Source organism: Sphingomonas sp. 1F27F7B (assembly GCF_005503355.1).
Classification (GTDB): Bacteria; Pseudomonadota; Alphaproteobacteria; order Sphingomonadales; family Sphingomonadaceae; genus Sphingomonas.
In genome coordinates this window covers 1-26,151 of record NZ_SCMK01000016.1, presented here as the reverse complement: position 1 = coordinate 26,151, position 26,151 = coordinate 1, and the positions used below count along the sequence as shown (strand labels likewise).

Annotated in this window: 26 protein-coding genes and 1 pseudogene; 9 read left to right on the top strand and 18 right to left on the bottom strand. The window is 67.7% G+C overall.

All coding sequences use genetic code 11. From position 1 onward, the window contains the following. The first annotated feature begins 28 nt into the window (after window positions 1-28). Window positions 29-631: a TIGR02466 family protein gene (locus FFS08_RS15215; protein WP_137863111.1), complete on the top strand. Its 603-nt coding sequence runs from the start codon at window positions 29-31 to the stop codon at window positions 629-631. Between the two features lie 117 nt (window positions 632-748). On the opposite strand, the gene FFS08_RS23560 is transcribed toward FFS08_RS15215, so the two are convergent. From FFS08_RS23560 to glpD, 3 genes are read right to left on the bottom strand one after another with little or no spacing between them, the layout of a single operon-like run. Continuing rightward, window positions 749-1,081 (bottom strand): PilZ domain-containing protein, encoded by a 333-nt coding sequence (locus FFS08_RS23560; protein ID WP_171012631.1) that lies wholly within the window; start codon window positions 1,079-1,081, stop codon window positions 749-751. A 59-nt stretch (window positions 1,082-1,140) separates the two neighbouring features. Further along, window positions 1,141-1,470, bottom strand: coding sequence for a hypothetical protein (locus FFS08_RS23555; RefSeq protein ID WP_171012630.1), 330 nt, complete (start codon window positions 1,468-1,470; stop codon window positions 1,141-1,143). Beyond that, window positions 1,467-2,918, bottom strand: coding sequence for a glycerol-3-phosphate dehydrogenase (gene glpD / locus FFS08_RS15205; protein WP_137863109.1), 1,452 nt, complete (start codon window positions 2,916-2,918; stop codon window positions 1,467-1,469). The genes FFS08_RS23555 and glpD overlap by 4 nt, the downstream gene beginning before the upstream one ends. 54 nt (window positions 2,919-2,972) lie before the next feature. Between glpD and rnr the strand changes: the two genes are divergently transcribed. Further along, window positions 2,973-5,204: a ribonuclease R gene (rnr, locus tag FFS08_RS15200; protein ID WP_137863108.1), complete on the top strand. Its 2,232-nt coding sequence runs from the start codon at window positions 2,973-2,975 to the stop codon at window positions 5,202-5,204. Between the two features lie 142 nt (window positions 5,205-5,346). After that, window positions 5,347-5,664, top strand: coding sequence for a hypothetical protein (locus tag FFS08_RS15195; protein ID WP_137863107.1), 318 nt, complete (start codon window positions 5,347-5,349; stop codon window positions 5,662-5,664). Here the strand turns inward: FFS08_RS15195 and FFS08_RS15190 are convergent, their stop codons facing one another. Next, on the bottom strand, window positions 5,665-6,834 hold the full coding sequence (locus FFS08_RS15190; RefSeq protein WP_137863106.1) for a saccharopine dehydrogenase family protein: 1,170 nt from the start codon (window positions 6,832-6,834) through the stop codon (window positions 5,665-5,667). Between the two features lie 194 nt (window positions 6,835-7,028). Then, a complete protein-coding gene (locus FFS08_RS15185; protein WP_137863105.1) occupies window positions 7,029-7,466 on the bottom strand; it encodes a MarR family winged helix-turn-helix transcriptional regulator in 438 nt (145 codons plus the stop codon). Window positions 7,467-7,605: 139 nt separating this feature from the next. Between FFS08_RS15185 and FFS08_RS15180 the strand changes: the two genes are divergently transcribed. After that, the gene (locus FFS08_RS15180) at window positions 7,606-8,031 is read left to right on the top strand and encodes an organic hydroperoxide resistance protein (RefSeq protein ID WP_137863104.1); all 426 of its coding nucleotides are present in this window, start codon (window positions 7,606-7,608) and stop codon (window positions 8,029-8,031) included. A gap of 372 nt (window positions 8,032-8,403) precedes the next feature. Here FFS08_RS15180 and FFS08_RS15175 read toward each other — a convergent pair whose 3' ends face one another. Further along, window positions 8,404-10,095 (bottom strand): carbamoyltransferase family protein, encoded by a 1,692-nt coding sequence (locus FFS08_RS15175; protein ID WP_137863103.1) that lies wholly within the window; start codon window positions 10,093-10,095, stop codon window positions 8,404-8,406. 100 nt (window positions 10,096-10,195) lie between these two features. Beyond that, entirely contained in the window at window positions 10,196-11,995 is a 1,800-nt protein-coding gene (locus FFS08_RS15170; RefSeq protein ID WP_137863102.1) for an ABC transporter transmembrane domain-containing protein, read from the bottom strand. Between the two features lie 272 nt (window positions 11,996-12,267). Here FFS08_RS15170 and FFS08_RS15165 point away from each other — a divergent pair, with 272 nt between their 5' ends. Next, window positions 12,268-13,515: a polyhydroxyalkanoate depolymerase gene (locus tag FFS08_RS15165; RefSeq protein ID WP_137863101.1), complete on the top strand. Its 1,248-nt coding sequence runs from the start codon at window positions 12,268-12,270 to the stop codon at window positions 13,513-13,515. Window positions 13,516-13,556: 41 nt separating this feature from the next. On the opposite strand, the gene FFS08_RS15160 is transcribed toward FFS08_RS15165, so the two are convergent. Beyond that, complete coding sequence (locus tag FFS08_RS15160; protein ID WP_331483263.1) at window positions 13,557-14,009, bottom strand: YkvA family protein; 453 nt, start codon at window positions 14,007-14,009, stop codon at window positions 13,557-13,559. Between the two features lie 35 nt (window positions 14,010-14,044). Next, complete coding sequence (locus FFS08_RS15155; protein ID WP_137863100.1) at window positions 14,045-14,995, bottom strand: glucokinase; 951 nt, start codon at window positions 14,993-14,995, stop codon at window positions 14,045-14,047. Window positions 14,996-15,237: 242 nt separating this feature from the next. Between FFS08_RS15155 and FFS08_RS15150 the strand changes: the two genes are divergently transcribed. Next, complete coding sequence (locus tag FFS08_RS15150; RefSeq protein WP_137863099.1) at window positions 15,238-15,717, top strand: hypothetical protein; 480 nt, start codon at window positions 15,238-15,240, stop codon at window positions 15,715-15,717. A gap of 341 nt (window positions 15,718-16,058) precedes the next feature. Here FFS08_RS15150 and FFS08_RS15145 read toward each other — a convergent pair whose 3' ends face one another. The 3 genes from FFS08_RS15145 to FFS08_RS15135 form a co-directional block, all read right to left on the bottom strand. Further along, window positions 16,059-17,237: an acetyl-CoA C-acyltransferase gene (locus FFS08_RS15145; protein WP_137863098.1), complete on the bottom strand. Its 1,179-nt coding sequence runs from the start codon at window positions 17,235-17,237 to the stop codon at window positions 16,059-16,061. Between the two features lie 24 nt (window positions 17,238-17,261). After that, a complete protein-coding gene (locus tag FFS08_RS15140; protein ID WP_137863183.1) occupies window positions 17,262-17,711 on the bottom strand; it encodes a MaoC family dehydratase in 450 nt (149 codons plus the stop codon). A 178-nt stretch (window positions 17,712-17,889) separates the two neighbouring features. After that, on the bottom strand, window positions 17,890-18,501 hold the full coding sequence (locus FFS08_RS15135; protein ID WP_137863097.1) for a helix-turn-helix transcriptional regulator: 612 nt from the start codon (window positions 18,499-18,501) through the stop codon (window positions 17,890-17,892). Window positions 18,502-18,603: 102 nt separating this feature from the next. Between FFS08_RS15135 and FFS08_RS15130 the strand changes: the two genes are divergently transcribed. Then, entirely contained in the window at window positions 18,604-19,086 is a 483-nt protein-coding gene (locus FFS08_RS15130) for a hypothetical protein (protein WP_137863096.1), read from the top strand. Between the two features lie 4 nt (window positions 19,087-19,090). Here FFS08_RS15130 and FFS08_RS15125 read toward each other — a convergent pair whose 3' ends face one another. The 6 genes from FFS08_RS15125 to FFS08_RS23550 are packed head-to-tail and all read right to left on the bottom strand — an operon-like array spanning window position 19,091 to window position 24,318. After that, window positions 19,091-19,468: a VOC family protein gene (locus FFS08_RS15125; RefSeq protein WP_078103511.1), complete on the bottom strand. Its 378-nt coding sequence runs from the start codon at window positions 19,466-19,468 to the stop codon at window positions 19,091-19,093. 16 nt (window positions 19,469-19,484) lie between these two features. Continuing rightward, complete coding sequence (locus FFS08_RS15120; protein ID WP_137863095.1) at window positions 19,485-20,633, bottom strand: mechanosensitive ion channel family protein; 1,149 nt, start codon at window positions 20,631-20,633, stop codon at window positions 19,485-19,487. Then, window positions 20,630-21,661, bottom strand: a complete 1,032-nt coding sequence (locus tag FFS08_RS15115) for a DNA topoisomerase IB (protein ID WP_249341109.1) — start codon at window positions 21,659-21,661, stop codon at window positions 20,630-20,632. The genes FFS08_RS15120 and FFS08_RS15115 overlap by 4 nt, the downstream gene beginning before the upstream one ends. Window positions 21,662-21,720: 59 nt before the next feature. Then, a complete protein-coding gene (locus FFS08_RS15110; RefSeq protein ID WP_249341108.1) occupies window positions 21,721-22,779 on the bottom strand; it encodes an acyltransferase family protein in 1,059 nt (352 codons plus the stop codon). Window positions 22,780-22,820: 41 nt separating this feature from the next. Continuing rightward, on the bottom strand, window positions 22,821-24,173 hold the full coding sequence (locus FFS08_RS15105; RefSeq protein WP_137863093.1) for a putative O-glycosylation ligase, exosortase A system-associated: 1,353 nt from the start codon (window positions 24,171-24,173) through the stop codon (window positions 22,821-22,823). Next, entirely contained in the window at window positions 24,166-24,318 is a 153-nt protein-coding gene (locus FFS08_RS23550; protein ID WP_171012629.1) for a hypothetical protein, read from the bottom strand. Before FFS08_RS23550 ends, FFS08_RS15105 begins: the two co-directional genes overlap by 8 nt. An 87-nt stretch (window positions 24,319-24,405) precedes the next feature. Between FFS08_RS23550 and FFS08_RS15100 the strand changes: the two genes are divergently transcribed. Continuing rightward, window positions 24,406-25,650, top strand: a complete 1,245-nt coding sequence (locus FFS08_RS15100; RefSeq protein ID WP_137863092.1) for a TIGR04063 family PEP-CTERM/XrtA system glycosyltransferase — start codon at window positions 24,406-24,408, stop codon at window positions 25,648-25,650. After that, a pseudogene (locus FFS08_RS15095) lies at window positions 25,647-26,151 on the top strand (hypothetical protein); the annotation flags it as partial. The gene FFS08_RS15100 and the pseudogene FFS08_RS15095, both read left to right, overlap by 4 nt.

Here is a 26,151-nt window from a genome sequence, read left to right as displayed (position 1 = left end):
TGAGGGCGGGGATGACGGGCTAGTGGCCATGCGCATGCTCTTCTCGACGCCGCTCTACGAGCAGCCGCTCGGCGATCCCGACCTGCTGGAGGCGCTGGAGCAATCCTGCCTCCAGCTTGCCGAGGACGACATGGCCGGCCGCCGCTGGTGCCGCGAGCATGAATATCGCGGCTATACCAGCTATGCCTCGCTCGACGACCTGCCGATCCGCGACCCCAATTTCGCCGACCTGAAGCGCCTGCTCGACAAGCATGTCGCGCAGTTCGCCAAGGCCTGCGCCTTCGATCTGGGGGGCAGGAAGCTCAAGCTCGACAGCCTCTGGGTCAACGTGCTCGACGGCAAGGGCGGGCATGGTGCGCACATCCATCCGCACAGCGTCGTCTCGGGCACGCTCTACGTCTCGCTGCCCAAGGGCGCGCGGGGCCTGAAGCTCGAAGACCCCCGCCACGCAATGATGATGGCCGCACCGCCGCGCCGCGAGGATGCGCCTGAGGAATTGCAGGGCTTCGTCGAGATCCTGCCCGAGCCCGGCACGGTGCTGCTCTGGGAAAGCTGGCTGCGCCACGAGGTCCCGCCCGGATCGGGCAAGGCGCGGCGGATCAGCATCAGCTTCAACTATCGCTGGGGATAGATGTGGTTGCTCTTGCGTCCTCCTTCGCGGGGATGACGGAGGCGCTTGCTATGCAGGATTTCCTCTGTTCCCCTCGGTCGGTCCGGATCATCCGGCCGCTCCCTTCACTGTGAGAATTCAGCGGATCACCAGGGTCAGCTGCCGCACCAGGCTCCGCTCGATGGGGTCGTCGAACCGGCAGCCGATATGCGCGCCGTCGTTCCAGACGATGGTCGCCGGCACCGGCAGGTCGTCCCGCAGGCTGAGCCATACCTTGTCGCCTTCGCCGTGCGGCGCCGTGCAGGCGAGGCGGCAGCCATAGACCGAGAGGTCGTGGAGCATCGCCTCCACCGGCTTGTTGCCGCGCTTGGTGACGGTGGCGCGCGTGACCAGGATGCGGTGGCGCGTTGCCGCGCGCTGCTCGACGAGCGCCGGTGTCACGGCCCGATACTGGGAGAATTTGGTCGCCATTCTCTCTCCGCCCCGGCGCGCACCCTGCCTCGGACGATTTAACAAGCACTTAAGGGAAGTCAGCGATACCGGGCCAATACCAGATTGCGGGCGTGGGTGACCGTTACCATTTGCATCACGCCGTCCCGCTGCGGTTTCCGGGCACAGACCCGGAAGTCGCCATAGACGCTGGCGTCGAACAGATTGCCGACCGGCTTCCAGAGCTTGCGGACATTGGCCGGCAGCCGATCGAGCGCCAGGTCTTCGTCGACGTCGATGCCGAGGATGCGCTTCGTGCCGACCACCCAGATGCGCAGCGCCGGGTTGCCGTTGGCAGCGAACATCCGCCCATGCACGATCCGGCATTGCGGCTGCAGGGCAAGCGCGATCGCGGCGAGCGTGGCGATCATCCCTGCTCCTTCAGCACGGCTTCCACCCTGGCCGCCAGCTCGGGTCCGGCGTGCAGCCCCAGCTTGCTCCGCCGCCACAGCACGTCCTCGGCGGTGCGGGCCCATTCCTGGTCGCGCATCCAGCGTATCTCGGTAGCGGTTAGCCCGGCGCCCAGATCCTCGCCCAGCTCGGTCCGGTCGCGCAGCATGTCGGCCAGGCTGCAGCCATAGGCATGCGCCATCCGCTCGGCCCGGGCATCGCCCAGGAACGGCCAGCGCGTCTTGGCGGTGGCGACGAATCTGTCGAAATCGGCGATGGCTCCGCCGGGGAAGACGCGGGCGCGCGTCACCGGCTCGATCTTCGCGCCCAGCACCGGGCCGATCTTCGCCAGCGCTTCCTCGGCCAGTGCCCGCGCCGTGGTGATCTTGCCGCCGAAGATCGAGAGCAGGGGCGGCCCGTCCCCGTCGAGTTCGAGCGCATAGTCGCGCGTCACCGACTGAGCCCGGGCGGCGCCGTCGTCGTGCAGCGGCCGCACGCCGGACCAGCTCCAGACGATGTCGGCGGGCACGGTCTGGCGCGTGAAATAGCGGTTCACCGCCTCGCAGAGATAGGTCCGCTCCTCCGGCGAGCACGCCGCATCCTCGGGCCGCTCGACCGGGATGTCGGTGGTGCCGATCTCGGTGAAGCCGTCTTCATAGGGAATGGCGAAGACGATCCGCCGGTCGGGCTGCTGGAGGATATAGGCATGGTCGCCCTCGAACAGCCTGGGCACCACGATATGGCTGCCCTTGATCAGCCGGATCCGCGAATGATTAGCAATAGCCAGCTTGTCGAGGAGGTGCCGCACCCAGGGGCCGGCCGCGTTGACCAGCCCGCGCGCCTCGACGGTGCGGCCGTCGGAGAGCTCGGCGCGCCAGGCCCCGCCTTCGCGCCGGGCGGCCAGCAGCTCGGTCCGCGTCGCGATCTCGGCGCCGTGATGCGCGGCGTCGAGCGCATTGGCCAAAGTGAGGCGGGCATCGTCCACCCGGCAATCCGAATAGACGAAGCCGCGATGGGTACCGGCCAGCGGATCGGTGAACGCCTTGTCCCTGGCGTGCAGGCTCCGCGAGCGGGGCAGGGTGGAATTGCCGCCCACCGCCAGCGCATCGTAGAGATAGAGGCCGAGCCGGACCATCCACCAGGGCCGCACCGCATGGGCATGGGGTAGCACGAAGGTGAGCGGGCGAATCAGGTGCGGCGCCGCCTCGAGCAGCCGTTCGCGCTCGTGCAGCGCCTCGCGGACCAGGCGGAACTCGTAGCTTTCGAGATAGCGCAGTCCGCCATGGATCAGCTTGGTCGAGGCCGAGCTCGTATGGCTGGCCAGGTCATCCTTCTCGACGAGCAGTACCGTGAGGCCGAGCAACGCGGCTTCGCGGGCGATCGCGCACCCGTTGATCCCGCCGCCGGCGATGAGCAGGTCATAAGCCACGCCGCGAGGTTACGGCGTTGGCAGTTGCTCCGCGAGTCCCTATCTTGCGGGCCAATGGCAAAAACCAAAATCAAAGCAGGGCTGCCCACACGGCAGCAGATTCTCGATTTCATCACCAATTCCGACACCCCGGCCGGCAAGCGCGAGATCGCCAAGGCCTTCGGGTTGCACGGCCAGGACAAGATCCTCCTCAAGGCCCTGCTCAAGGACATGAGCGACGAGGGGCTGATCGACGTCGCCCCCGGCCGCGCCTTTCACAAGATGGGCGGCGTTCCCAAGGTCACCGTGCTGCGCGTCACCGACGCGGACGGCGACACCACCTGGGCGGTACCCGAGCGCTGGGAGGCCGAAGGCGTGCCCGTGCCGCGCCTGCGCGTCCGCGAAGCGCGCGGCAAGCGCTCGGCGCTGGCGATCGGCGACCGCATCCTCGCGCGCACCGAAGAGGCCGGCAACGGCTGGATCGCGCATCCGATGAAGAAGCTCGCCCGCGGCGAGGAACTGATGCTCGGGGTGCTCAAGGACGAGGCCGGGCGGCTCTGGCTGCAGGGCGTGGAGAAGAAGGAGCGGCGCAACTGGCCGGTCTCCGATGCCGGCGGCGCCGAGCCCGGCGATCTCGTCCTCGCCGAGAAGGCGGGCCGGCCGCCGCGAATCACGGCCAAGGTGGTCGAGGTGCTGGGCGATCCCTTCGCGCCGCGCAGCTTCTCGCTGATCGCGATCCACCGGCACTCGATTCCCAATATCTTCTCGCAGGATCTGCTCGACGAGGCCGAGCGCGTCTCCCGCCTCGATCTCGGCAAGCGCGAGGACCTTCGCCACCTGCCGATCGTCGCGATCGACCCGGCCGATGCGCGCGACCATGACGACGCGGTCTGGGCAGCGCCCGACGACGATCCGAAGAACGATGGCGGCTGGAAGGCGGTGGTCGCGATCGCCGACGTGTCCTTCTATGTCCGCCCCGGCTCGGAGCTGGACCGCGAGGCGCGCAAGCGCGGCAACTCGGTGTATTTCCCCGACCGGGTCGTGCCGATGCTGCCCGAGATCCTCTCGGCGGAAGTCTGCTCGCTCAAGCAGGGCGAGGACCGGGCCGCTCTCGCCTGCCATCTTCAGATCGGCAGGCATGGCGAGCTGAAGAGCTGGCGCTTCACCCGCGCGGTGGTCAGCATCGCGGCGAACATCGCCTATGAGGACGCCCAGGCGGCGATCGACGGCAAGCTCGAGCATCCGCTGACCGAGGCGGCGCTCAGGCCGCTCTGGGGCTGCTGGGCTGCGCTCAACAAGGCGCGCGACAAGCGCGAGCCGCTCGACCTCGACTTGCCCGAGCGGCGGATCATGCTTGACGAGATGGGGCGCATCCTCTCCGTGGCGCCGCGCGAGCGGCTCGACGCGCACAAGCTGATCGAGGACTATATGATCGCGGCGAACGTCGCCGCCGCCAAGGCGCTGGAGGCGAAGAAGGCGCCGGTGATGTACCGCATCCACGAGCCGCCGGCTCGCGAAAAGCTCGTCGCGCTGCGCGAATATCTCAAGACCTTCGGCGTGGAGTTCGCGCTGGGCCAGGTGATCAAGCCGGCCACGTTCAACCGCATCCTCGAGCGGGTGGGAGAGAGCGACTTCCGCGAGCAGGTGATGCAGCAGGTGCTGCGGACCCAGACCCAGGCCTATTATGGCCCCGCCAACCACGGCCATTTCGGCCTGTCGCTGGGCAGCTATGCGCACTTCACGTCGCCGATCCGCCGCTATGCCGATCTGATCGTCCATCGCGCGCTGGTCGAAGCCTATGCCCTGGGCCCCGGCGGGCTGACGGCCGAGGAAGCCGCGGGGATGGAGCGGATCGGTGAGAGCATCTCCAGCCTGGAGCGTCGGGCGATGGAAGCCGAGCGCGAGACGATCGACCGCTATGTCGCCGCCTATCTCGCCAACCATGTCGGCGAAGTGCTCGAGGCGCGGATCACCGGGGTGCAGAGCTTCGGCTTCTTCGCCACGGTGGACGGCGTCGGCGGCGACGGGCTGGTCGCGGCGCGGGACCTGGGCACCGAATATTTCCGCTATGACGAAGCCGGCCAGCGGCTGGTGGGCGACGAGAGCGGCGAGGAGTTCACGCTCGGCCAGCGGCTCCAGCTCCGGCTGGTGGAGGCCAACCCGGTTTCCGGCGCGCTCCGCTTCGAGCTGCCCGATGGCAAGGGCTCGGCGGGACCGTCCGCCTTTGCGAAGGAGCGCGGCAGGGGACGCCCCCGTCCGATCAAGCGGCGCGGTCGCCCGGCCAATATCCGTCACAAGAGCCGCTGACCCGGGGGCGATTGAACCGGCGGGCGAGGGGGATTATGCTGGGGCGTTCGTATTCCGGGGGAAACGACCCGATGCCGACGCCCGTCCTCTTGGTCCCGGCCCGCGCCGTCGCACCGGCATGGGGCAGGCCCGGGACGTCCCGATGACGTTCAAATCCCATGCACCGGTCTCCATCAGCGCAATGGCCATGCGCGCGCGGCGGCGGATCCGCGCGCATTTCTTCGCCCAGCATGCGGTGACCGCCGAAGAGGCGGTCTCCTTCGTCCCCCAGGACCGGATCGAGCGGACCCAGTTCGAGCGCATGCGCGGCGCCGGCATCGTCCATGAAGCGGAAGCGGGGCGCTACTGGTTCGACCTCGCCGCCTTCCGCAGGCAGCTCGACCGCACCCGGGCGATCATGGTTCCGGTGGTGATCGTCCTCTGCCTCGCCATCGCCGGGGTGGCCATGCTGTTCTACTGATCAGTCGACCGTGAAGCTGAGCCCCGCATGCGCCTCCAGCCGCTTGGCCAGCGGCGCGGCCATCAGCGCGCCCGCCGTCCAGATGCCGCCCTTGCCCGCGGTCGGCACATCTTCGATCAGGCAGAGCGCGCTCTCGGCGATCATCTTGCTCGTCGAGCCATAGCCGGGATCCCGGTCGCCCTTCACCGTGGCGGAGATGCGCTGTCCGTCGGGCATCTCCGCCACAAAGGCCAGGTCGTAGAAGCCGGTCTCGCGCTCCTCCTTGCTCGGGCCCTCGCCCGGCGCCGGCCCCTTGTCCGCCGCCATCGGATTGATCTTGGCCATCGCCTCGGCCGCGGCCTTGCCGATCTCGCCAAGGCCGGGAACGACCAGCATCTCGTCATATTGGAAGTCCGCGCCATAGGGCTGGCCGGCCAGGAAGTTCGAACGATGGACGTTCTTGGTGTTGATCACCGCCATCATGAAGGGTGCGACCCAGGCGTCGACCGCCTCGTCATGATAGGGGACCATGCCGTTCGGCTGGGCCGGGCCCGCGAAGCCCGGGGTGAGCGCGAAGGGATCGATCATCAGCTTGAGGATCGCCGGATCCCTGGCCGCCGCGGCCATCGAGGCCTTGCCGCTGGCGAAGGTGCCGCCCGAGAAAGTGCCCTTCATTGCCCGCACCCGGCCCTTCACGCGCGGCGCCGGCTTGCCGAAACGGGCGATCGCCGCCTGCTGCACCGTCCACACGCCGAGATCGAACGGGATCGAATCGAAGCCGCAGGAAAAGACGATGCGCGCGCCGCTGGCCCTGGCGGCCGCTTCGTACTTGCGGATCATCTGGCCCATCCAGGCCGGCTCGCCGCACAGGTCGACATAGGCGGTGCCGGTCTCGACACAGGCGGCGAGCAGCGCCTCGCCATGGAGCTGATAGGGGCCGACGGTGGTGATCACCACCGTGGCGCGGGCGGCCATCGCCTTGAGGCCGGCGGGATCATCGGCATTGGCGGTGAGCAGCGGCGTGGATGCCGGCGCGCCGATCGCGTCGCGGACTTCCTGCAGCTTGGTGAGCGAGCGCCCGGCCATCGCCCATTTCGCGTCCGGATAGCGCGCCGCGAAATATTCGGCGACGAGGCGGCCGGTGAAGCCGGTGGCGCCATAGACGATGATATCGAATTCGCGGTCTGCCATCTGCCCGTTTCCTGCTCCTCGATGCTCAACCGACCGGTTGAACGATTCATTGACTCTGTTGACGCTCCCCTTCGTATGCGTGGGAGAGCCGCTGCTTGCTTATGGTCCGAAGCAACATGCCTCGGGGCGGTTGCCAGTGAAGCAGAGGAAGTCCTGCATTGGAAGAGGCGGTATGGTAATCGAGCGCCATCGGATCAGCCGTTCGTCTCGCGCAGCGCGTTCCACAGGGTCTTCACGTCGCGGTTGAGCCCGCCCAGCCGCTCGCCGGTCAGGCCCGAGCGGACAAGCAGCTCCTCGGCGAGGCAGCCGCATTCCTCGCGCATGTGGCGCCCGCGATCGGTGAGGCGCACCTGGACCTGGCGCTCGTCGCGGGGATTGCGCTCCCGCGTGACGAACCCCGCTGCCTCGAGCCGCTTCACCAGTGGCGTGACCGTGCTCGATTCGAGCGCGAGACGTTCGGCGATAGCGCCGACGGTGCGGCCGTCCTGCTCCCACAAGGCGTGAAGAACGAGATATTGCGGATAGGTGATGCCGAGCCGGTCGAGCATCGGCTTGTAGGCGCGGGTGATCGCCATGCTGGTGGCGTAGAGCGAGAAGCAGAGCTGATCGTCCAGGGGCATTGCGGCAGGCATGTTCGTCTCCTTGGCCGGGCCAATATCATCAAAATCGATATCGCGATAACGAATTCGCTGGACAAGGCCCGACTCGTGCATTAGTCGAATGATATCGCGATAAATGATATCGCAGACTTTATATCCGAGGAGATCGAGCATGTCGGTTGACGTAAAGTACAGCACCCGCGCCACGGCCACCGGCGGCCGCGACGGCGAGGCCCGCAGCGAGGACGGGCGCTTCGTCGCCAGGCTCTCGACGCCGAAGGAACTGGGCGGTGCCGGCGGCGAGGGGACCAATCCCGAGCAGCTGTTCGCGGCGGGCTATTCGGCCTGCTTCATCGGCGCGCTGAAGGTTGCGGGCATGCAGCTCAAGATCAAGGTCCCGGCCGAGACGAGCGTGACCGCGACGGTGGGCATCGGCCCGCGCGCGGCGGGCGGGTTCGGCATTGCCGCCGATCTGGAAGTCAGCCTGCCGGGCGTGGAGCGCGCCGATGCCGAGAAGCTCGTCCAGGCCGCGCACCAGATCTGCCCCTATTCGAACGCGACTCGCAACAACATCGATGTGGGCCTGACGGTCGCCTGACGTTCTGCCGTCGGCTCGCGGGATGCGGAACTCCGCATTCCTGCGGGTCGCGGCGGGATGGATGACATCCGGTATCGACCGTCGCCGTCCGGGTGCCTCCGTCCCATGAAACAAGACCTATCCAATAGCCGTCATTCCCGCGCAGGCGGGAACCCGGAGCCAGGCGCGACGCAGGCGTGGCGAAGTCCCGGCTCTCCGGACAGCGTTCGCGTGGGGGCGTCGATATCGGGTCCTACCCTGGATCCCCGCCTGCGCGGGGATGACGGGATTGGCTGAACGAGCCTTAGGTTGAGAACCCAAACAAGTATCTGATTTTCCGTCGTCATCCCCGCGCAGGCGGGGATGACGATTGAAGGAATATGAGTCCCCAACCTAGCCCTGTCCGCCCCGCTTGCGCACCAGCACGTCCTGCAGGACCAGCGCGTCGAGCGCCGTCTCGGCGAACAGCGCCACTGCTTCCTCGGGGCGCTCGACCATCGGCATGCCGCGCCGGTTGAAGCTGGTGTTGAGCAGCACCGGGATGCCGGTCTGGGCGTGGAATGCTTCGAGCAGCGCCGCGAAGCCCGGGTTCCAGCCGCGCTCCACCGTCTGGACACGGGCTGTGCCGTCCACATGGGTGACGTTGCGCAGCGTATCGCCCAGTTCGGCGCGGCTGCGGTCGACCAGGATCATGTACGGACTGTCGCGCCCGGATTCGAAGCAGCGTGCTGCATGCTCCGGCAGCACGGCGGGGGCGAAGGGGCGGAAATCCTCGCGGAACTTGATGTTGGCGTTGATATGGTCGCCCATGCCCGGCCAGCCCGGATGGGCGAGGATCGAGCGGCGGCCGAGCGCGCGGGGGCCGAATTCGCTGCCGTCCCGGAACCAGCCGACCGTCTTGCCCTGGGCGAGCAGCGCGGCGACCTGCGCGGCGAGCGCTTCGGGCCGGGTGATTTCCCAATCCTCGGGCGCATCGGCCAGGGCAGTGTCGATCGCCGCGGGGCCATAGCTACGGCCGAAACAGGTGCCGCCGTCATGCGGCACCTTGTCGCGGCCGAGCAGCTCGATCCAGCCATGATAGGCGCAGCCGAGCGCGATGCCGTTGTCGCCGGCAGCGGGCTCGACATAGAGCTGGCGGACCACCCGGTCGTCGAGCAGCCTGGCATTGGCGACGGCGTTGAGCGCGACGCCGCCGGCATAGCAGACGCGGTCCTCGGGAAAGCGGGCGAGCCGGTCGCGGAACAGCGCGGCGATCGCCGCCTCCACTTCGCGCTGTGCCCAGAAGGCGATGTCGGCATAATGCTGGAAGTCTGCGCGAAAGGCTTCGTAGCTGGAGGCCGGGCGATCGAGCGCGGCCTGCCAGGCCTCTGTGACGAAGATGCGGCCGTCGCGGACCTCGAAGGCCGGCCTGCCCACTGCGCCGGGGCGCCCATAGGGGGCCAGGCCCATCAGCTTGCCGACATCGTCGAGATTGCCGAAGACATGGTGGCTCACCGCCGAATAGAAGCCGCCGATCGAGTGGCGGGTGGCCTGCATGCGCAGGCTGCCGGCGCTGTTGTCGAGCGGGCTGAAGTCCTTGACGAGCGGCGTCATGCGGCGGCCGTCGAACCGGTAGAAACTGTCCTTCTCGCACCACATCGGCGCGTCGGCACCGGTCAGGTCGTCGGGCAGGGCGGCGCCGGCCAGGTCGGTGCACTGGGCGAGCGGGCTGCCGCAGCCGTCGACCACCAGGATCGCACAGGCATCGAACGGGCTGGTGCCGGCGGCGCTCCAGGCATGGGCGAGGTGGTGGGAGATGGTGGCGATCGGCGGATGGGCGCTGTCCGCGAACAGGCGGGGCCCCTGGAAGCGGGCGCGTGGCGGCACGTCGAAATTGGCGGACTGGACGACAAGGGCGAGATCCGCGAGGCCGATCCCCTCGGCATCCAGGCAATAGCGGATCGCCGCGCTGTCGTTGCCGCCGTCATGCTTGCGGCGGGTGAGCCGCTCCTTCTCGATGCCGACCGCGACCTTGCCGTCCTTCAGCAGCACCGCCGAGCCATTGTGCGATAGCCCCGTGCCGAGGACGTAAACCGGCTCTTCCATCGCTGCCCCAACCCCTCACCCGGCGCGAATGAAGCAGAGCGGGCGCCGCGTGGGAAGCGGGGTTCGGTCCGCAGCGGGGCTTTGCCGCGCCGGGTTCGCCTCAGGCGTCGTGGAACTGCAGCGCGGCCAGCCGGGCGTAGAGGCCGCCCCTGGCGACCAGTTCGGCATGGCTGCCGGTCTCGACGATGCGGCCTTCCTCCATCACGATGATCCGCCCGGCGGCGCGCACGGTGGCGAGGCGATGGGCGATGACGAGCGTGGTGCGGTTCTCCATCAGCCGCTCGAGCGCGTCCTGGACGAGGCGCTCGCTCTCGGCGTCGAGCGCGGAGGTCGCTTCGTCGAGCAGCAGGATCGGGGCGTCGCGCAGGAGCGCCCGGGCGATCGCCACTCGCTGGCGCTGCCCGCCCGAAAGGCGCGCGCCGCCTTCCCCGAGGAAGGTGTCCAGTCCCTGGGGCAGGTCGCGCAGGAAGTCGGCGGCGTTGGCGGCTTCGGCAGCGGCCCAGATCTGCGCGTCGGTCGCGTCCCAGGCGCCGTAGCGCAGATTGTCGCGCGCCGAGGCGCCGAAGATCACCGTCTCCTGCGGCACCATCGCCATGCGTGCGCGGACCTCGGCGGGGTCGGCGGCGCGGACGGGCACGCCGTCGACACGGACTTCGCCGGCATCGGGATCGTAGAAGCGCTGGAGCAGTTGGAAGAGCGTTGACTTGCCGGCACCCGAGGGGCCGACCACCGCCACTGTTTCGCCGGGGCGGACCTCGAGCGAGAAATCGGCGAGCGCGGCGACTTCGGGGCGGGTGGGATAGCGGAAGGTAACGCGATCGAAGGCGAGCGCGCCCCGCGGCGGCTGGGGAAGCGGCACGGGGCTGGCGGGCGCGGCGATGTCCGGCGCCTCGTGGAGCAGTTCGGCAAGGCGGCTGGCGGCGCCCGAGGCGCGCAACAGGTCGCCATAGACTTCGGTGAGCGCGCCGAACGAGCCCGTGACGAGGCCGGCGGTTAGGACGAAGGCCATGATCGAGCCGCCCGAGAGCCGGCCGGCGGCGACATCGGCCACCGCCGCCCAGACGATCAGCGTGATCGCGGTGAACAGCGAGCCGATCACCAGCGCCGTCATGATCGCGCGCAGGCCGAAGCGGCGCTTGCCCGCCTCGAAGGTGCGGGTGACGGCGCCCTGGAAACGCTCGGCCTCGCGCTGCTCCTGGCCGAATGCCTGGACGATGCGCATCGCGCCCAGCGTCTCGGCGGCGATCGCGCCGACATCGGCCACCCGGTCCTGGCTGGTGCGCGAGAATTGCCGGACGCGGCTGCCCAGCCAGACGATCGGCAGGATGGTGACCGGGATGCCGACGACCAGATAGGCGGCGATCTTGGGCGCGAGCGCGAAGAGATAGATGACGCCCCCGGCACCGGTGAGCAGGTTCCTGAGCGCGATCGAGACAGTGGAGCCGACCACCTGCTCGACGATCGCGGTGTCCGCGGTGAGGCGCGAGGCGATCTCGGAGGGGCGGTTCTCCTCGAACCATTTGGGTGGGAGGCGCAGCAGGTTGCGATGCACCGCCATGCGCAGGTCGGCGACAGTGCGCTCGGCCAGCCAGGAGACGAAATAGAAGCGGACCGCGGTGAAGGCCGCCAGCGCGACGACGACGAGCAGCAGCCCCTGGAAATAGATGCCGATCCGGCTGGTGTCCGCCCCGGCCGCGAAGCCATGGTCGACGATCTTCTGGAAGGTGCGGGGAATCAGCAGCGTCGTCAGCGATGAGCCGACCAGTGCGACGATCGCGACCAGCAGCTGGAGCGGATAGCGCCGCGTAAAGCCCCACACGACCAGGAGATTGGAGATCCTGCGCCGCTGCGGCCCATCGGACGGAGGAAGCGCGGGCGCAGGCGGGACGGGTTCGGCCATGGGCGGCGGACTAGCGCGATTGGAGGAAGAGGGGAACCGTCCTTTGCCGGGACCAGCCGCGCGAAGACTTGCAAGAATTCCGGGATGGCGGGTTAGTCGTGTGCGCAGAGGGGGTTAGCCGGATGCGGGCAGCGATTTCGTGGCTGTGGTACGGGAATGGGGCATCGTTCCGTCGCATTACGGCCTTGGCCGGCGTTGCGCCGCAGCACGGCTCGCCTATAACGCTAACATAGCCGCCGCCGTTACGGGGAGGGGACGGCGGAAGGGACGCAATGCTGTACGACGCTTATGAGATTCAGCGCTCGCTTCTCGCAGGTGCGAGCGCGCTGGCCAATTTTTCCGCAGGGCTGCTGAACAATCCGGCCAATCCGTTCGCCTATTTCGGCGGCGGACCGGTGCTCGCCTCGGCGCTTGAAGTGTTCGCCCATGCCTCCGCCCCGCGCGGCAAGCCGGAATTCGCGCTCGATCGCACGACGATCGACGGCCGGCAGGTCGAGGTCCATGAGGAAGTCGTGCTGCGCAAGCCCTTCGGCCAGCTCAAGCGCTTCGTGCGTACCAATGAAGATGGAACGGAGGTGGAAGGCGGGCCGAAGCTGCTGATCGTCGCGCCGATGTCCGGCCATTATGCCACGCTGCTGCGCGGCACGGTCGAGCGGATGCTGCCCGTGGCGGACGTCTACATCACCGACTGGCGCGACGCGAAGCTGGTGTCGCTCGCCCATGGCCGCTTCGACCTGGACGACTATATCGATTATCTGGTCGAGTTCCTCGCCTTTATCGGCAAGGACGGCGATCCGCGGCCGCATGTGCTGGCGGTGTGCCAGCCCTCGGTGCCGGCCTATGCCGCCGTCGCGGTGATGAGCGCCGACGGCCATCCGAACCGCCCGGCGACGCTCACCATGATGGGCGGCCCGATCGACACGCGCGAGGCGCCGACCGCCGTCAACACGCTCGCCACCGAGCGGCCGTTCAGCTGGTTCGAGCAGAATGTCATCGCGACCGTGCCGATGAGCTATGCCGGTGCGGGGCGGAAAGTCTATCCGGGCTTCCTGCAACTCGCGGGCTTCATGACGATGAACCTCGGCAACCACATGATCTCGCACTGGGAGATGTTCAAGCACCTCGTCCAGGGCGACGACGAGAGCGCCGAGGCGACGATGAAGTTCTACGAGGAATATCGCTCGGTCTGCGACATGACCGCGGAATTCTACCTCCAGACGATCGACACGGTGTTCCAGGCGCATGCGTTGCCCAAGGGCGAAATGACGCATCGCGGGCGCAAGGTGGATCCGGCGGCGATCCGCGACGTCGCGATCCTCGCCATCGAGGGCGAGAAGGACGACATCTCGGGCATCGGCCAGACCCGGGCGGCGCTGACCATCGCCACCGCGCTGCCCGATGCGATGAAGCACTATCATCTCGCAGAGGGCGTGGGCCATTACGGCATCTTCAACGGCTCCAAATGGCGTAACCGCATCGCGCCGATCCTGGAGCAGTGGATGGCGGCGCATCCGCGCTGAGCGCGCTGCGGCTCCCCTCCCTGGCAGGGAGGGGAATCGACTCAGTTATATTCGCTGGTCGCGACCACGCTCCAGATCAGCCAGGCGACGCCCGCCCAGATCGCCAGGATGAGCAGCACGCCGGGCCAGCTGATCGGGCGCTGCGTCTCGATCTCGGCGCGGGCGCGATGCTCGGCGAAGAGCGCGGGCGGGATCAGCTTCTCGAACAGCCATATGCCGATCGGAATGACGATCGCATCGTCGACCAGGCCGAGGACCGGAATGAAGTCCGGGATCAGGTCGATCGGCGACAGCGCATAGGCGGCGACCAGCACGCCCACCAGCTTGGCGAGCAGGGGTGTGCGCGGATCGCGCACCGCGAACCAGACGGCATGCGCTTCGGTGCGGATGCGATGTGCGAGCGAGGGGCCGGCCATGGCCCTGGGGTGGCGCCGCGAAGGCAGGTGGTCAAGCCCAACGGATTCGGGCCGGACCCGTTCGGCGGTGTCGGCCATGTTGTTCCCCTCGGGATCATGCCGAAGAAAACCGGTCAGGCGTTCCCATAGGCCGCCGCCGCGCCGATCAGCTCGAGATCGTTGCGGTTGACCAGCGCCACCGGCACTTCGGCGAGCTGGCGGCGGAACACTGCCTTGCTCTCCATCCGGCGGCGGAAGCCCGGGTCCATGAGATGGGAATGGAGGGCGCGGCTGATCGCGCCGGTGAGATAGACGCCGTCCCACGCACCGAAGGCGAGCGCGAGATCCCCGGCAAAACTGCCGAGATGCTCGACGAACATGCGCACCACCGCCGCCGCGACCGGATCGCGCGCGGTGTTGCGGGTGACGTCCTCGGGCGCGGCGAGCCTGGAGCCGCCCGACAGGGCCTCATAGGCGAGGCACAGGCCGGGCGCGCTGACCAGCGTCTCCACGTCGAGCGCATGGCCGCGCACCCGGCAGAATTCGGCGAACTTGCGCTCGTCCGCCGTCTCCGGCGCGAAGGCGATGTGCCCGGCCTCGCTCTGCACGGGGACGAGCCGCCCGCCCGCGCTGATCAATGCGGCGACGCCGAGCCCGGTGCCCGTGCCGATCACGACATAATTGCCGCCGGGCTCGACCGCGCGCGGCGGCGGACCGTGCAGCGCGGTGAAGGCGCCGGGCGGAAGCGTGGTGAGCGCCAGCGCATTGGCGGCGCATTCGTTGAGTGCGCGCGGAGGCGCGCGCAACACTGCCTCGACGCCGGATAGCGAGATGTACCAGCGACTGCCGGTCAGGTTGATCAGGTCGCCGCGTGCCGCGCCGGCCACCGCCAGCACGCTTGGCAATCGCGCATCCCGCAGGCCCAGGCCGGTCAGATAGGAGACCAGTGCGCTGGTGAAGGTGGGGTGCTCGCTGGTCGAGAAACGGCGGATGTCGCGCGGGGCGGGCCCCGCATCGCCTCCGGTCAGTCCGAATCGCACCGATTGGCGGCCGATATCGGCCACCAACGCCAAGCCTTCGCCCATCGACGCACCCCCTGTGTGGTCGGCCCCGCTTTGCGGGGTCCGGATACTGTTATCGCTAACAAGTGCCTTGAGAGCAACAAGATTGCGATTGGCAGCGTTGTCAGGGAATAAAGCGAACAAGGTCGTTCGTGCAAGCGGCATTGTTACAAGTGGATTTACAGTGTTACACGGGGAGTTACAGCGGGACTGCCCGGCGGGTTCCGGCATATCCTCCCTGCGGTTCGACAATGTTGGAGAGAGGGATGAAGCTGTTTTTCGGGATATTGCTGGCGGCGGGTCTCGGGCAGATCGCGCCGGCCCTCGCGCAGACCGCCGCGCCGTCGCCGCTGCTGGGCAGCTGGGCGGTCGATCTCGAGCGCCTGCCAATACCGCCCGAGGCGCGGCCGAAAAGCGTGACGATCAGCTATGCCGATGTGGGCGGCGGCAAGTGGCGGACCAATGTCGACATCGTGGGCAAGGATTATGAGAACCACACCGCCGGCACCTACACGCCCGACGGCACGCCCTATGTCGTGGAGGGCAGTCCCGAGGCGGACATCGCCGCGGTGCAGCTGCCGGCGCCCAACGTGCTGGTGATGGTGCTGGGCAAGGGCGGCATCCCCGCCTCGACCCGGATCTATACCGTCGCGCCGGACGGGAAGACGATGATCGAGACCGCCGGCTATATCGGCGAAGGCGGCAAGCCGGTGATGCGGACGAACTATTTCAAGCGGATCCGGTAGACATATCCATTACGGGGCAGTCTCGCCGCACGCGATCGCTCAGGATGTAGGGTTGCCGTGGCGGCAATCCCGCCGCCGCACCAACGGAGACAGCACAATGAGCCTTGCAGGCTTGTGTCTGATCCTTGCAGCGCTGTTCGCGTTCGCGACCCTGATCCTCAAGGTCGTGGAAGTGGCGCGCTCCAAGTAAGCACGACGGGAGGGGCTCGGCCTGCCAGCCGGGCCCCGAACGATTTGGGCCCCGGTCGCTGCCACGACCGAGGCCCATATCAACGGGACAAGCCCAATGAGTCTTGCGAGACCCTTGTAATCCCGCAGGCGTCAATTTTCAATGACTCTGCTCACAGCACCTCGAACAGCCCGGCCGCGCCCATGCCGCCGCCGATGCACATCGTCACGACGACATATTTGGCGCCGCGGCGCTTGCCTTCGATCAGCGCATGGCCGGTCATGCGGGCGCCGCTCATGCCATAGGGGTGGCCGATCGAGATCGCGCCGCCGTTCACGTTGAGCAGCTCGCTCGGAATGCCGAGCTGGTCCTGGCAATAGAGCACCTGCACCGCGAAAGCCTCGTTCAGCTCCCACAGGCCGATATCGTCCATCTTGAGGTTGTAGCGCTCGAGCAGCTTCGGGATCGCGAAGACCGGGCCGATGCCCATCTCGTCCGGCTTGGTGCCGGCGACGGCCATGCCGACATAGCGCCCAAGCGGTTGCAGGCCACGCTTCTCCGCGACCTTCTCCTCCATCAGCACGCTGGCCGACGAACCGTCGGACAGCTGCGAGGCGTTGCCGGCGGTGACGGTGCCGTTCGGCAGCACCGGCTGGAGCGAAGCCAGGCCCTCGGCGGTCGTCTCGGGGCGATTGCCCTCGTCCTTGGCGAGGGTGATCTCCTTCTGGGAGACTTCCTTGGTCTCCTTGTTGACGACGTTCATCGTCGCGGTGACCGGCACGATCTCGTCGTCGAACTTGCCCGCGGCCTGGGCAGCGGCGGTGCGCTGCTGCGACTGGAGGGCATAGGCGTCGCAACGGTCGCGGCCAATGCCGTAGCGGGCGGCGACGACTTCGGCGGTCTGCAGCATCGGCATGTAGATGTCGCCGTGCATCGCGAGCAACTCGCGATCGGGCTCGACGCGCATTGCCGGGGTCTGGACCAGGCTGATGGATTCGACGCCGCCGCCAATGGCAATGTCCATGTTGTCGACGATGATTTCCTTGGCGGCCGTGGCGATCGCCATCAGGCCCGAGGCGCACTGGCGATCGACCGACATGCCGGCGACGGTGACGGGCAGGCCGGCACGCAGCAGTGCGGTGCGGGCGATGTTGCCGGCGGTGCTGCCCTGCTGGAGCGCGGCACCGAACACGACGTCCTGCACTTCCGCCGGATCGATCCCGGCGCGCTCGACCGCGGCCTTGATCGAATGGGCGCCGAGCGTCGGCGCCGGCGTAGCGTTGAACGCGCCGCGATAGGCGCGGCCGATGCCGGTGCGGGCGGTGGAGACGATGACTGCGGAGCGAGACATGGGATTTTCCTTCTCTTGGACTTCTCAGACGTAGATGAGCGCGATCCACTCGGCGATCAGCGCGGGCTTTTGCTCGCCCTCGATCTCGAGGGTATATTCCTGGACCTGTTCCCATATGCCGGGCTTGCGCTCGGTGAAGTTCAGCAGCTTGAAACGGCCGCGGACGCGCTTGCCCGAACGTACCGGTTGCAGGAAGCGGACCTTGTTGCCGCCATAGTTCACGCCCATCTTCGCGCCTGCAATCGCCGGCGCATCGGTGCGGGCGGCCAGCATCGGCATCAGCGAGAGCGACAGGAAGCCGTGCGCGATCGTGCCGCCGAACGGCGTCTGGGCGGCGCGGACGGGATCGACATGGATGAACTGGTGGTCGCCGGTCGCCTCGGCGAACTGGTCGATCATCGCCTGGGTGACTTCCACCCAGTCGGAGATGCGCTCGGTGCCGATGCTTTCGGCCATTTGCTGCACCGTGATCATAGCCAAGATAGCGGTCCTCTCCCCAATTCCGCGCTCATCTAGGGGCGGGGTGGGGCTTCCCGCAAGCCTCGGCCGACCGGAAATTTGAAAGATGGGGCTGACGTAGCGTCGGCTGGAGGCAGGGGCTGCGGGTACGGCACGGGTTTTCCGAACCCGATATTCGAAAATGGCCGGCGACTCAGGCGGGGCCGCCGGCGAGCGGCTTGTTGCCGCGCTTCTCCAGATCGGCGAGCAGCACTTCGATCGCCCAGGTGCAGGCAGCGGCCGCCTCGGCGCCGTCCATGTCCCATTGGTCGCGCATCTCGCGCCAGGCGAAGCCGCTGCCCAGATATTGGAACATCGCGATCGCGCGGGTGCGATCGGGCTCGGCGAGCGCCTCGACCCGGGGGGTGAGCATCGCGCGAAAGGCGGCGACGCGTTCCTCCTTCATCACGTTGCGGATCGCGCGGCCCTCGGCGCTGGCCATCACCACCGTCATCGCGTCTGCCTTGTCGTCGAAATTGGCGAAGCGCGAAGCGACGCCGCCGACGAATTCGTCGAGGGTCTTCGATATGCCGCCGGCGGGGCCGATGCGCGCCCAGGCCGCCGCGCGCAGCGCCGCCTGATCCGGACAATAGCGATAGACGGTGCGGCGCGAAATGCCCGCGCGTTTCGCGACCAGATCATGGTTGAGCCGGTCCCCCTCTGCCATCAGCGCCAGGATCGCATCGTCGATCTTCGCGCGGGTGTGGGCATTGTCGGGGCCTTCGGGCCTGGCCGGATCGGCGAGCAGGAAATTCCGTTTGGACATGCCGATCCCATAGCTGCGGCACAAAAAGTGTCAAATACGCATTGACACAAATTGTGCCATGCGTATTGTGTAGATAATACACGGTTTCCAGGGAGTGTGCAGATGTTGTTCCATGTTTCGATCGACGCGGACGATCCGCGGCATGTCGCCGCAGTGATCGCCGAGCTGTGGGGCGGAGTGGCGCTGCCCTTTCCGCCGGTGATCGCGGGCAGCTGGATGGCGATGGCGGGCGACGACCGCCGCACCACGGTGGAAGTCTATCCGCGGGGCACCGAACTGGTGGAGGCCGAGGGCGATGCCGATGCGGTGGGCGTGATCGGCGGCAACGGCGCACGCTCGGCCACGCATCTCGCCATCGCGACGGACAAGGGCGTGGAGGATGTGCTGGCGCTGGCCAAGCGCGAAGGCTGGCCGGTCAAATATCGCAAGCGCGGCGGCGTGTTCGGCGTGCTCGAGCTGTGGGTCGAGGGCAGCCGGATGATCGAAGTGCTGACGCCCGAGATGCAGGCCGAATACCGGGCCGGGCTGACCGTGGAGAATTGGCGGGGCTTTCTGAGTGCGGCCGGGATGGCGCCTGCCGCCTGAGCGCTCAGCCGCCGCTGTTGGCGTGGAGGATGTTGCCGTCCGGATCCTTGAACCAGATGGCGCGGAAGCCGCCGAGGATGTGGACGCCGTCCTCCACCCGGTCGAAGCCGTCGGGATATTCCTCCAGCTTCACGCCCTTCCCGCGCAGGGCGGCGGCGATCGCTTCCAGGTCGTCATGCACATCGAAGACCACGGCATTGGCCTGGTTGGTGCCGGCAAAGGCGCTGCGATAGACGTTGAGCAGCGTGGCACCGGTGCGCAGCACGAAGACCTCGCCATGATCGGCGGCGAGCGGCAGGCCGAGCGTCCCGGTGTAGAAGGCCTTGGCGATGGCGATGTCCCGGCAGGGGAGGATCGCGTGGCTGCTATGGTCCTTGAGCATGGTTTCCACTCCGGATTCAGGCCTTGGCCTCCTGCGGATAGGGCAGGACGAACTTGCCGTCGGGCGCGGCGGTGTAGCTGGTCTGGGTCGGATAGGGGATCGAGATCCCCTCGGCGGCGAACTTGCGCAGGATCGCGAACATGATCCTGTCGCGCACGATCTGGGCATGGGGCACGTCGTCGCCCTCGACGTCGAACTCGATCACGAAGTCGATCGAGCTGGCGCCGAAGCCCTCGGTGCTGGCGCGAGAAAGCGTGCCGCCGGCTTCCTCGACGATCGTCTTGAGCATCGCCGGCAGCGCCTCGAGCTTCTCGACCGGCGTTTCATAGGCGACGCCGATGGGCAGCCTGGTGCGGGTGTGATGGCGCAGCGACAGGTTCTCGATCAGCTTGTCGAGCAGCTGCTTGTTCGAGAAGATCAGCTCCTCGCCGACGAACGAGCGGATGCGGGTGCTCATCAGGCCGATCGACTGGACGGTGCCGCTGTTCTTGTCGAAGCGGATCTTGTCGCCGACGCGGAAGGGGCGATCGAACAATATCGTCAGCGCGGCGAACAGGTTGGCGAAGATGCCCTGCGCGGCGAGACCGATGGCGATGCCGCCGACGCCGAGACCGGCGATCAGGCCGGTGACGTTTACGCCGAGATTGCCGAGCACCATCACCGTTGCAATTGCGAAGAGCACCACGGTGATCAGGATGCGGATGATGCCGAGCGCGCTGGCGAGGCTCGAGCCGGGATAATTGTCGGCGCTCGTCCTGTTCTCGATCGCACCGAAGATCAGTTCGCGCAGCCAGATCGCGCATTGGAACACCGCCGAGATGGTGAAGAGGAACTCGACCGTCGTCTCCACCATGCGCGGCGGGCCGGCATAGCCGGTTACCAGCCGGATCGACGCCATCAGGATGAAGAAATTGCCGGTCTTGGCGACGGCGCGGCCGATGATCGCATACCAGTTGGCGACGCCCTCGCCCTTCTTGCACAGGCGCGCGCCCCAGCCCTTTATCGCCTGGAGCAGGAAGAACACCGCAATGGCGATGCCGGTGGCGATCAGGATCTGGAGCCAGTGCGACTGCGCCCATGTCCAGCTGTCGTCGGCGAAGGTCTGTGCCTGGATCTGAAGGTCCTCGCTCTGCGGGAATCCGGTGGCGGTGCGATTGGTGGTCATGCGGCCTTTCGGGGCTGTTGGTGCGCGGCGAGACCTTCGAGGAAGGCGATCAGGCCGCGTTCGTAACGATTGAGCCAGCGCGTCGCGCGGGGCAAGCGAAGTTCGGCATGCCAGCCCGCCTGGGCCTCGCGATCCCTGGCGAGATCGACCAGGGCGGGGTGGACATAGGCTTTGCGGGCGATGGCGGGGGTGTTGCCCAGCGCCTCGGTCACCGGCGCGAGCATCGCCTTGAGGCCGAGATGCCCGTCCGCGCCGGCCAGCGCGCGGAAAGCGAGCACGCTCGCGCCCCAGGTGCGGAAATGTTTGGCGGTGAAATCCTCCGCCATGGCCTCGCGGATATAGGCGTTGACGTCGGTCGAAGTGACCGGGTGCGCTTCGCCCGCATCGTCGAGCCAGCGGAACAGATGCTGCCCGGGCAGGTCCTGGCATCTCCTGACGAAGCGGCTGAGCGAGCCGTCGGTGATCGTCAGCACGCGCAGCCTGCCCGATTTGGCGCGGAACTGGAGGCGGAGCGTCTGGCCCTTCACCCGGGCGTGGCGCTTGCGCAGGGTGGTGGCGCCGAAGCTCTTGTTCGCCTGGGCATATTGCTCGTTGCCGACGCGGATGCTGCCGAGATCGAGCAGGCGGACCACGGCGGCGACGGCCTTTTCCTTGCACAGGCCGCGCCGGCGGAGATCGTGCGCCACCCTGGCGCGGAGTTTCGCCAGATGCTCGCCGAAATCGGCGCAGCGATCATATTTGGCCGCTTCCTGCGCTTCGCGGAACGCCGGATGGTAGCGATATTGCTTGCGGCCCCTTTCGTCCTGGCCGGTCGCCTGGATATGGCCGCGCGGATCGGGGCAGAACCAGGCGTTCGCATAGGCCGGGGGCAGGCCGATCCCGTTCAGCCGGTCGATCGCGTCGCGATCGGCGATGCGCCGGCCGTCCGCATCCCAATAGCCCCAGCCGCGGCGCACCTTGCGCCGGGTGATGCCGGGCTGCTGGTCGTCGACATAGACGATGTCGGCGCTGGAACTCGTTCCGGACAAGGGGCCTCCTCGCAATGCCCCGGTCAATGCGCGGCCTTTCGCTTCGTTCCGGACGCAGGCTAGGGCAGGGCGCGTTTCGGCGTGCCCCCGGGGAGCCTGGCGGCATTCACCCAGCGCTGCGCCGGGCGCTCGACCAGGTGATACAGCGCGACCGAGGCGAGCAGCACCAGCAGCAGGAAGCCGCCGAGCAGGGGCCAGGACAGGGCATGTTCGTTCTCGACAAAGGCAAGCTTGAAGGCGAACCAGAGGAGATAGTGGGAAAGATAGGTCGCGTAGCTGATCTCGCCCAGATAATGGATCCAGCGCGCTTCGAGTGGATTGCCGCGGCGCGCGGCAGTGAGCCCCAACGCCAGCAGCAGGGCGGCGAAGGCGGCGGGCGCCGCAAAGGTCTCGGGCAGGCCCAGTGCCCAGCCGGTGCCCAGGGCGAGCGCGAGCCCGAAGCTGGCCAGCGCGGGGATGCGCCAATGGTCGCGCCAGCGCAGCCACAGCGCAGCGATCGCGGTGCCGGCGGCGAACTCGATCAGGCACCGGACCAGGCCGATGCTGGTGATCTCCTGGCCGAGCGCCCAGGCGCCGCGGCTGGCGAATATCCCGTGGAGCATGCCGAGCAGCGCAGCGATGGCGGCGATCACCGCCCAGCTCGGCACGCGCCGCCAGTCGATCGCGAGGGCGAGCAGCGGGAACAGCAGATAGGCGGCGAATTCGCACGAGATCGACCAGGCGGGGATGTTCCAGGTGATGTCCTCGGTGAAACCCCAATTCTGGAGCAGCAGCAGGTGAAGCGGCAGCTCGTGCCAGGGAAAGTCGGCGCTGGCCCGGCCGGTGAGCTGGAGCGCGGCGGCAAGCGCTACGCCGAAGGCAAGCATCACGAGATGGAGCGGCCATACCCGGGCGACACGGCGCCGCAGAAAGCCCGGCACCGCGGCCAGTCCGCCGGCGCGGATGCGCTCGCTCCAGGTCATCCAGATGACGAAGCCCGAGAGCAGGAAGAAGAAGTCCACCGCCAGATAGCCCTTGGCGAGCAGGTGCATCTCCGGATCGGGCAGGCCCAATGCGAAGCGGATATGGAAGAACACGACGAACCAGGCCGCGATGCCGCGGACGCTGGTCAGCGCCATGAGCTCCCCCCTGGCTCGTTCCCCCCTGGCTTGCTCACCCGTCATGCCAGCGCCGGTCTTGCCTTGCGCAGCGGCCGCCAGCTCGCTTCCTCGCGCTTGCGGGCCATATAGGTGTCGAGCCCGATCTGGGCGCCGATCAGCATGTAGACGAAGGGCTGGAAGGCGATGGCGATGAAGGTGGCGCCGAGCATGTAGACGATGTGCGCCGTCTGCAGCGCCGAAGCGAGCGGGGCGACCCATTCCTGGCCGGGCTCGGGCTGCTTGTACCGCTGGCGCAGCACTTCCATGCGGAAGATGCCGAGCAGGTTGATCGTCAGCCACAGCGCCAGGCCGGGATAGCCCTGCTCGCCGAGCATCTCGAAATAGGCGCTGTGATAGGCGCGGGCCTTGTCCACCTCGAGGCTGCGGTCGACGGTCGCCTGGCCGGTGCCGTCGCTCTCCACCGCCACCTTCTCGTAGCGGATATGGTTCTGGCGATAGGCTTCGAACCCGCCGCCCATCGGATGGGTCTTGGCATAGTCCATGGTCCATTGCCACACGGCAAGGCGCGTGGAGGCCGAAGCGTCCGCCTTGTAGGTCTTGATCGTGCCCATGCGCTCGGTGAAGGCCGAGGGCAGGAATGGCACGGCGGCGAGGCCGAGACAGCCCAGCGCAGCCAGATAGACGAACTTGCGCTTGGTATCGCGCAGCATCAGCAGCGCGACCAGGCCGATGCAGAGCAGGCCGGTGCGCGTCGAGGTGCCGATCGGGATCAGCAGACAGGCGAAGATCAGCGCGATGCAGAAGGCCTTCACTTTCCAGTCGGGCGGGAAGATCGTGCCGAAGCGCATGAACCACACGATCAGCGGGACGATCGCGATCGCCACCGTGGAGATGGTCGAGCCTTCGTACAGGCCCGAATTATTGGCGACCATCAGGTTGAGCTCGCCATAGCCGCCGCCCGAGCCGAGCGTCTTGATCCCGCCGACGATGATGATCGAGGCGGCGGACAGGATCATGAAGAGTAGCAGGCTCTCGATGCGCAGCTTGGTGCGCAGGGTGAGCGGCAGGAAGGCGGCGAAGGCGAGCGCCTTCCACACCCAGTCCCATTTGTCCAAGGCCTCGACTTTGAAGTCGGCATTCTTGGTCGTGTAGAAGCAATAGGCGAGCAGGAGGACGATCATCAGCTGGCGCGGGGCGACCCGCACGTCCCGCTTGTCGTCGATTGCCAGCCAGCCGAGCACCGACAGGCCCACTGCGATCAGCGAGATCGGCACCGAATTGAGCAGGAGATAGGTGAGCCGCTGCGGTGAGACGATGTCGATATAGGCATAGACCAGCACGAAGATGAACGGCTTGCGGAAGCCCATCCCGAAAAAGGCCAGCAGGAAGGCGACGAAGACGAGATCACGCACCGGGCTTGCCCCATCGGCTGGGCTTGGCCTTGGACGGCTGGTCGCCGGGGCCGGGTTCGTGGTCGAGATCGGGGCGGCGCAGCAGCAGGAAGGCCGCGAGCAGCATCAGCCCGTGCGAGATCGCGAGCGATAGATTGTCGATCATGGGCCTGTCGGCGCTCCTGCTTGTCGGGCCGGTGTAGCGGGATGCGGTTGACGCGGCGTTAAGTGCTCGCATGGCATGGGATCCTCCATGCGGATCCTCCACATCCTCGATCATGGCTTGCCGCTCCACAGCGGTTATACATTTCGCACGCGCGCGATCCTGAAGGCGCAGATGGCGCGCGGCTGGGACGTCGCCGCGGTGACCAGCCCGCGCCATGGCAAGTTCGACACCGACGAGGAGACGATCGACGGCATCCGCTTCTATCGGACGCCGCGAGTCAATTCCGGGCCGCCGGTGATCGGTGAACTGCGCGAGGTCGCCGCATTCGCGCGGCGGATCGAAGCGGTGGCGCGCCAGTGGCGGCCCGATGTGCTGCACGCCCATTCGCCGGTGCTGGGCGCGATGGCGGCGCAGCGGGTGGCGGACCGGCTCGGCTTGCCGCTGGTCTACGAGATCCGCGCCTTCTGGGAAGACGCGGCCGTGGGCAATGGCACGGGGATCGAGGGCAGCTGGAAATACCGGGCGACGCGCTGGCTGGAGACGCGCGCGGTGCGCCGGGCCGATGCAGTGGCGGTGATCTGCGAGGGGCTGAAGAACGACCTGGTCGCCCGGGGCGGAATCGATCCGGACAAGATCATGATCTCGCCCAACGGCGTCGATCTGGGCCTGTTCGGCGAGCCGCTGCCATATGATACGGCACTGGCCGCCGAGCTGGGGATCCAGGGCGCCGAGACGATCGGCTTCATCGGTAGCTTCTACGATTATGAAGGCCTGGACGTGCTGATCGAGGCAATGCCGGCGCTGGTCGCCGCGCGGCCGAAGATGCATCTGGTGCTCGTCGGCGGCGGGCCGTGCGATGCGGCGCTGACGGCGCAGGCGGCGGCATCACCCGTCGCCGATCGCATCCATTTCGTCGGCCGGGTGCCGCACCAGCAGGTCGAGCGTTACTATAGCGTGATCGACGTGCTGGTCTATCCGCGCAAGCATATGCGCCTCACCGACCTGGTGACCCCGCTGAAGCCGCTCGAGGCGATGGCGCAGCGCCGGCTGGTCGCGGCATCGGACGTGGGCGGGCATCGCGAACTGATCCGCGACGGCGATACCGGGACCCTGTTCAGGCCGGACGACCCCGGGGCGCTCGCGGATGCCGTGGCGCGGCTGTTCGCCGAGCGCCACGGATGGGACGCGCGGCGGGAGCGCGGCCGGGCGTTTGTCGAGGCGGAGCGCAACTGGGCAACCAATGTCGGCCGTTATGACTCCGTTTACCAAAGACTCGCCAAAGTCGGGGCCATGGAAGACTCGTGGTCGCACACGCCCATGGTGAGCGCATGAACCTGCCGCTGGCGCCTTTGATCGCCGCGGTTGCGGGAGGGCTCGCTGCGCTCGGCGTGGCGATGATCCCCGTGCCCGCGCTCGAGGCGCTGGTGATGGATTCCGGGCTTCCTTCGATTCTCGCCGGGGCCGAGCCACCGCTGGGCGCCACTGCCCGGCTCGCGGTGGCACTGGGCACGGGGGTGTTCGTCGGCGCCTTCATGTGGCTCTCGGCCTTCATCCTGCTCGGCTCGCGCGGGCTGACCATCGGCGAGGTGGAGGACATCGCGGCCGATTCGGAAGCGGTGCCGCTGCCGGTGCTCCGCCGCGCCGATGCGCATCCCGACGCGCCGCCGCGCCCGCCGCTGCTCGCCACGCGCGACCTGGGCCGGCCGTTCCTCGAGATCCGCGCCGCCGCGCCCGCACCCGTCGAACCCGAGGACGAGCATATCGATTTCGACGCGATCTTCCCGCCGCGCGCCATCACACCTCCAAAGGCCCCCGAGCCAGCCGCCCCCGAGC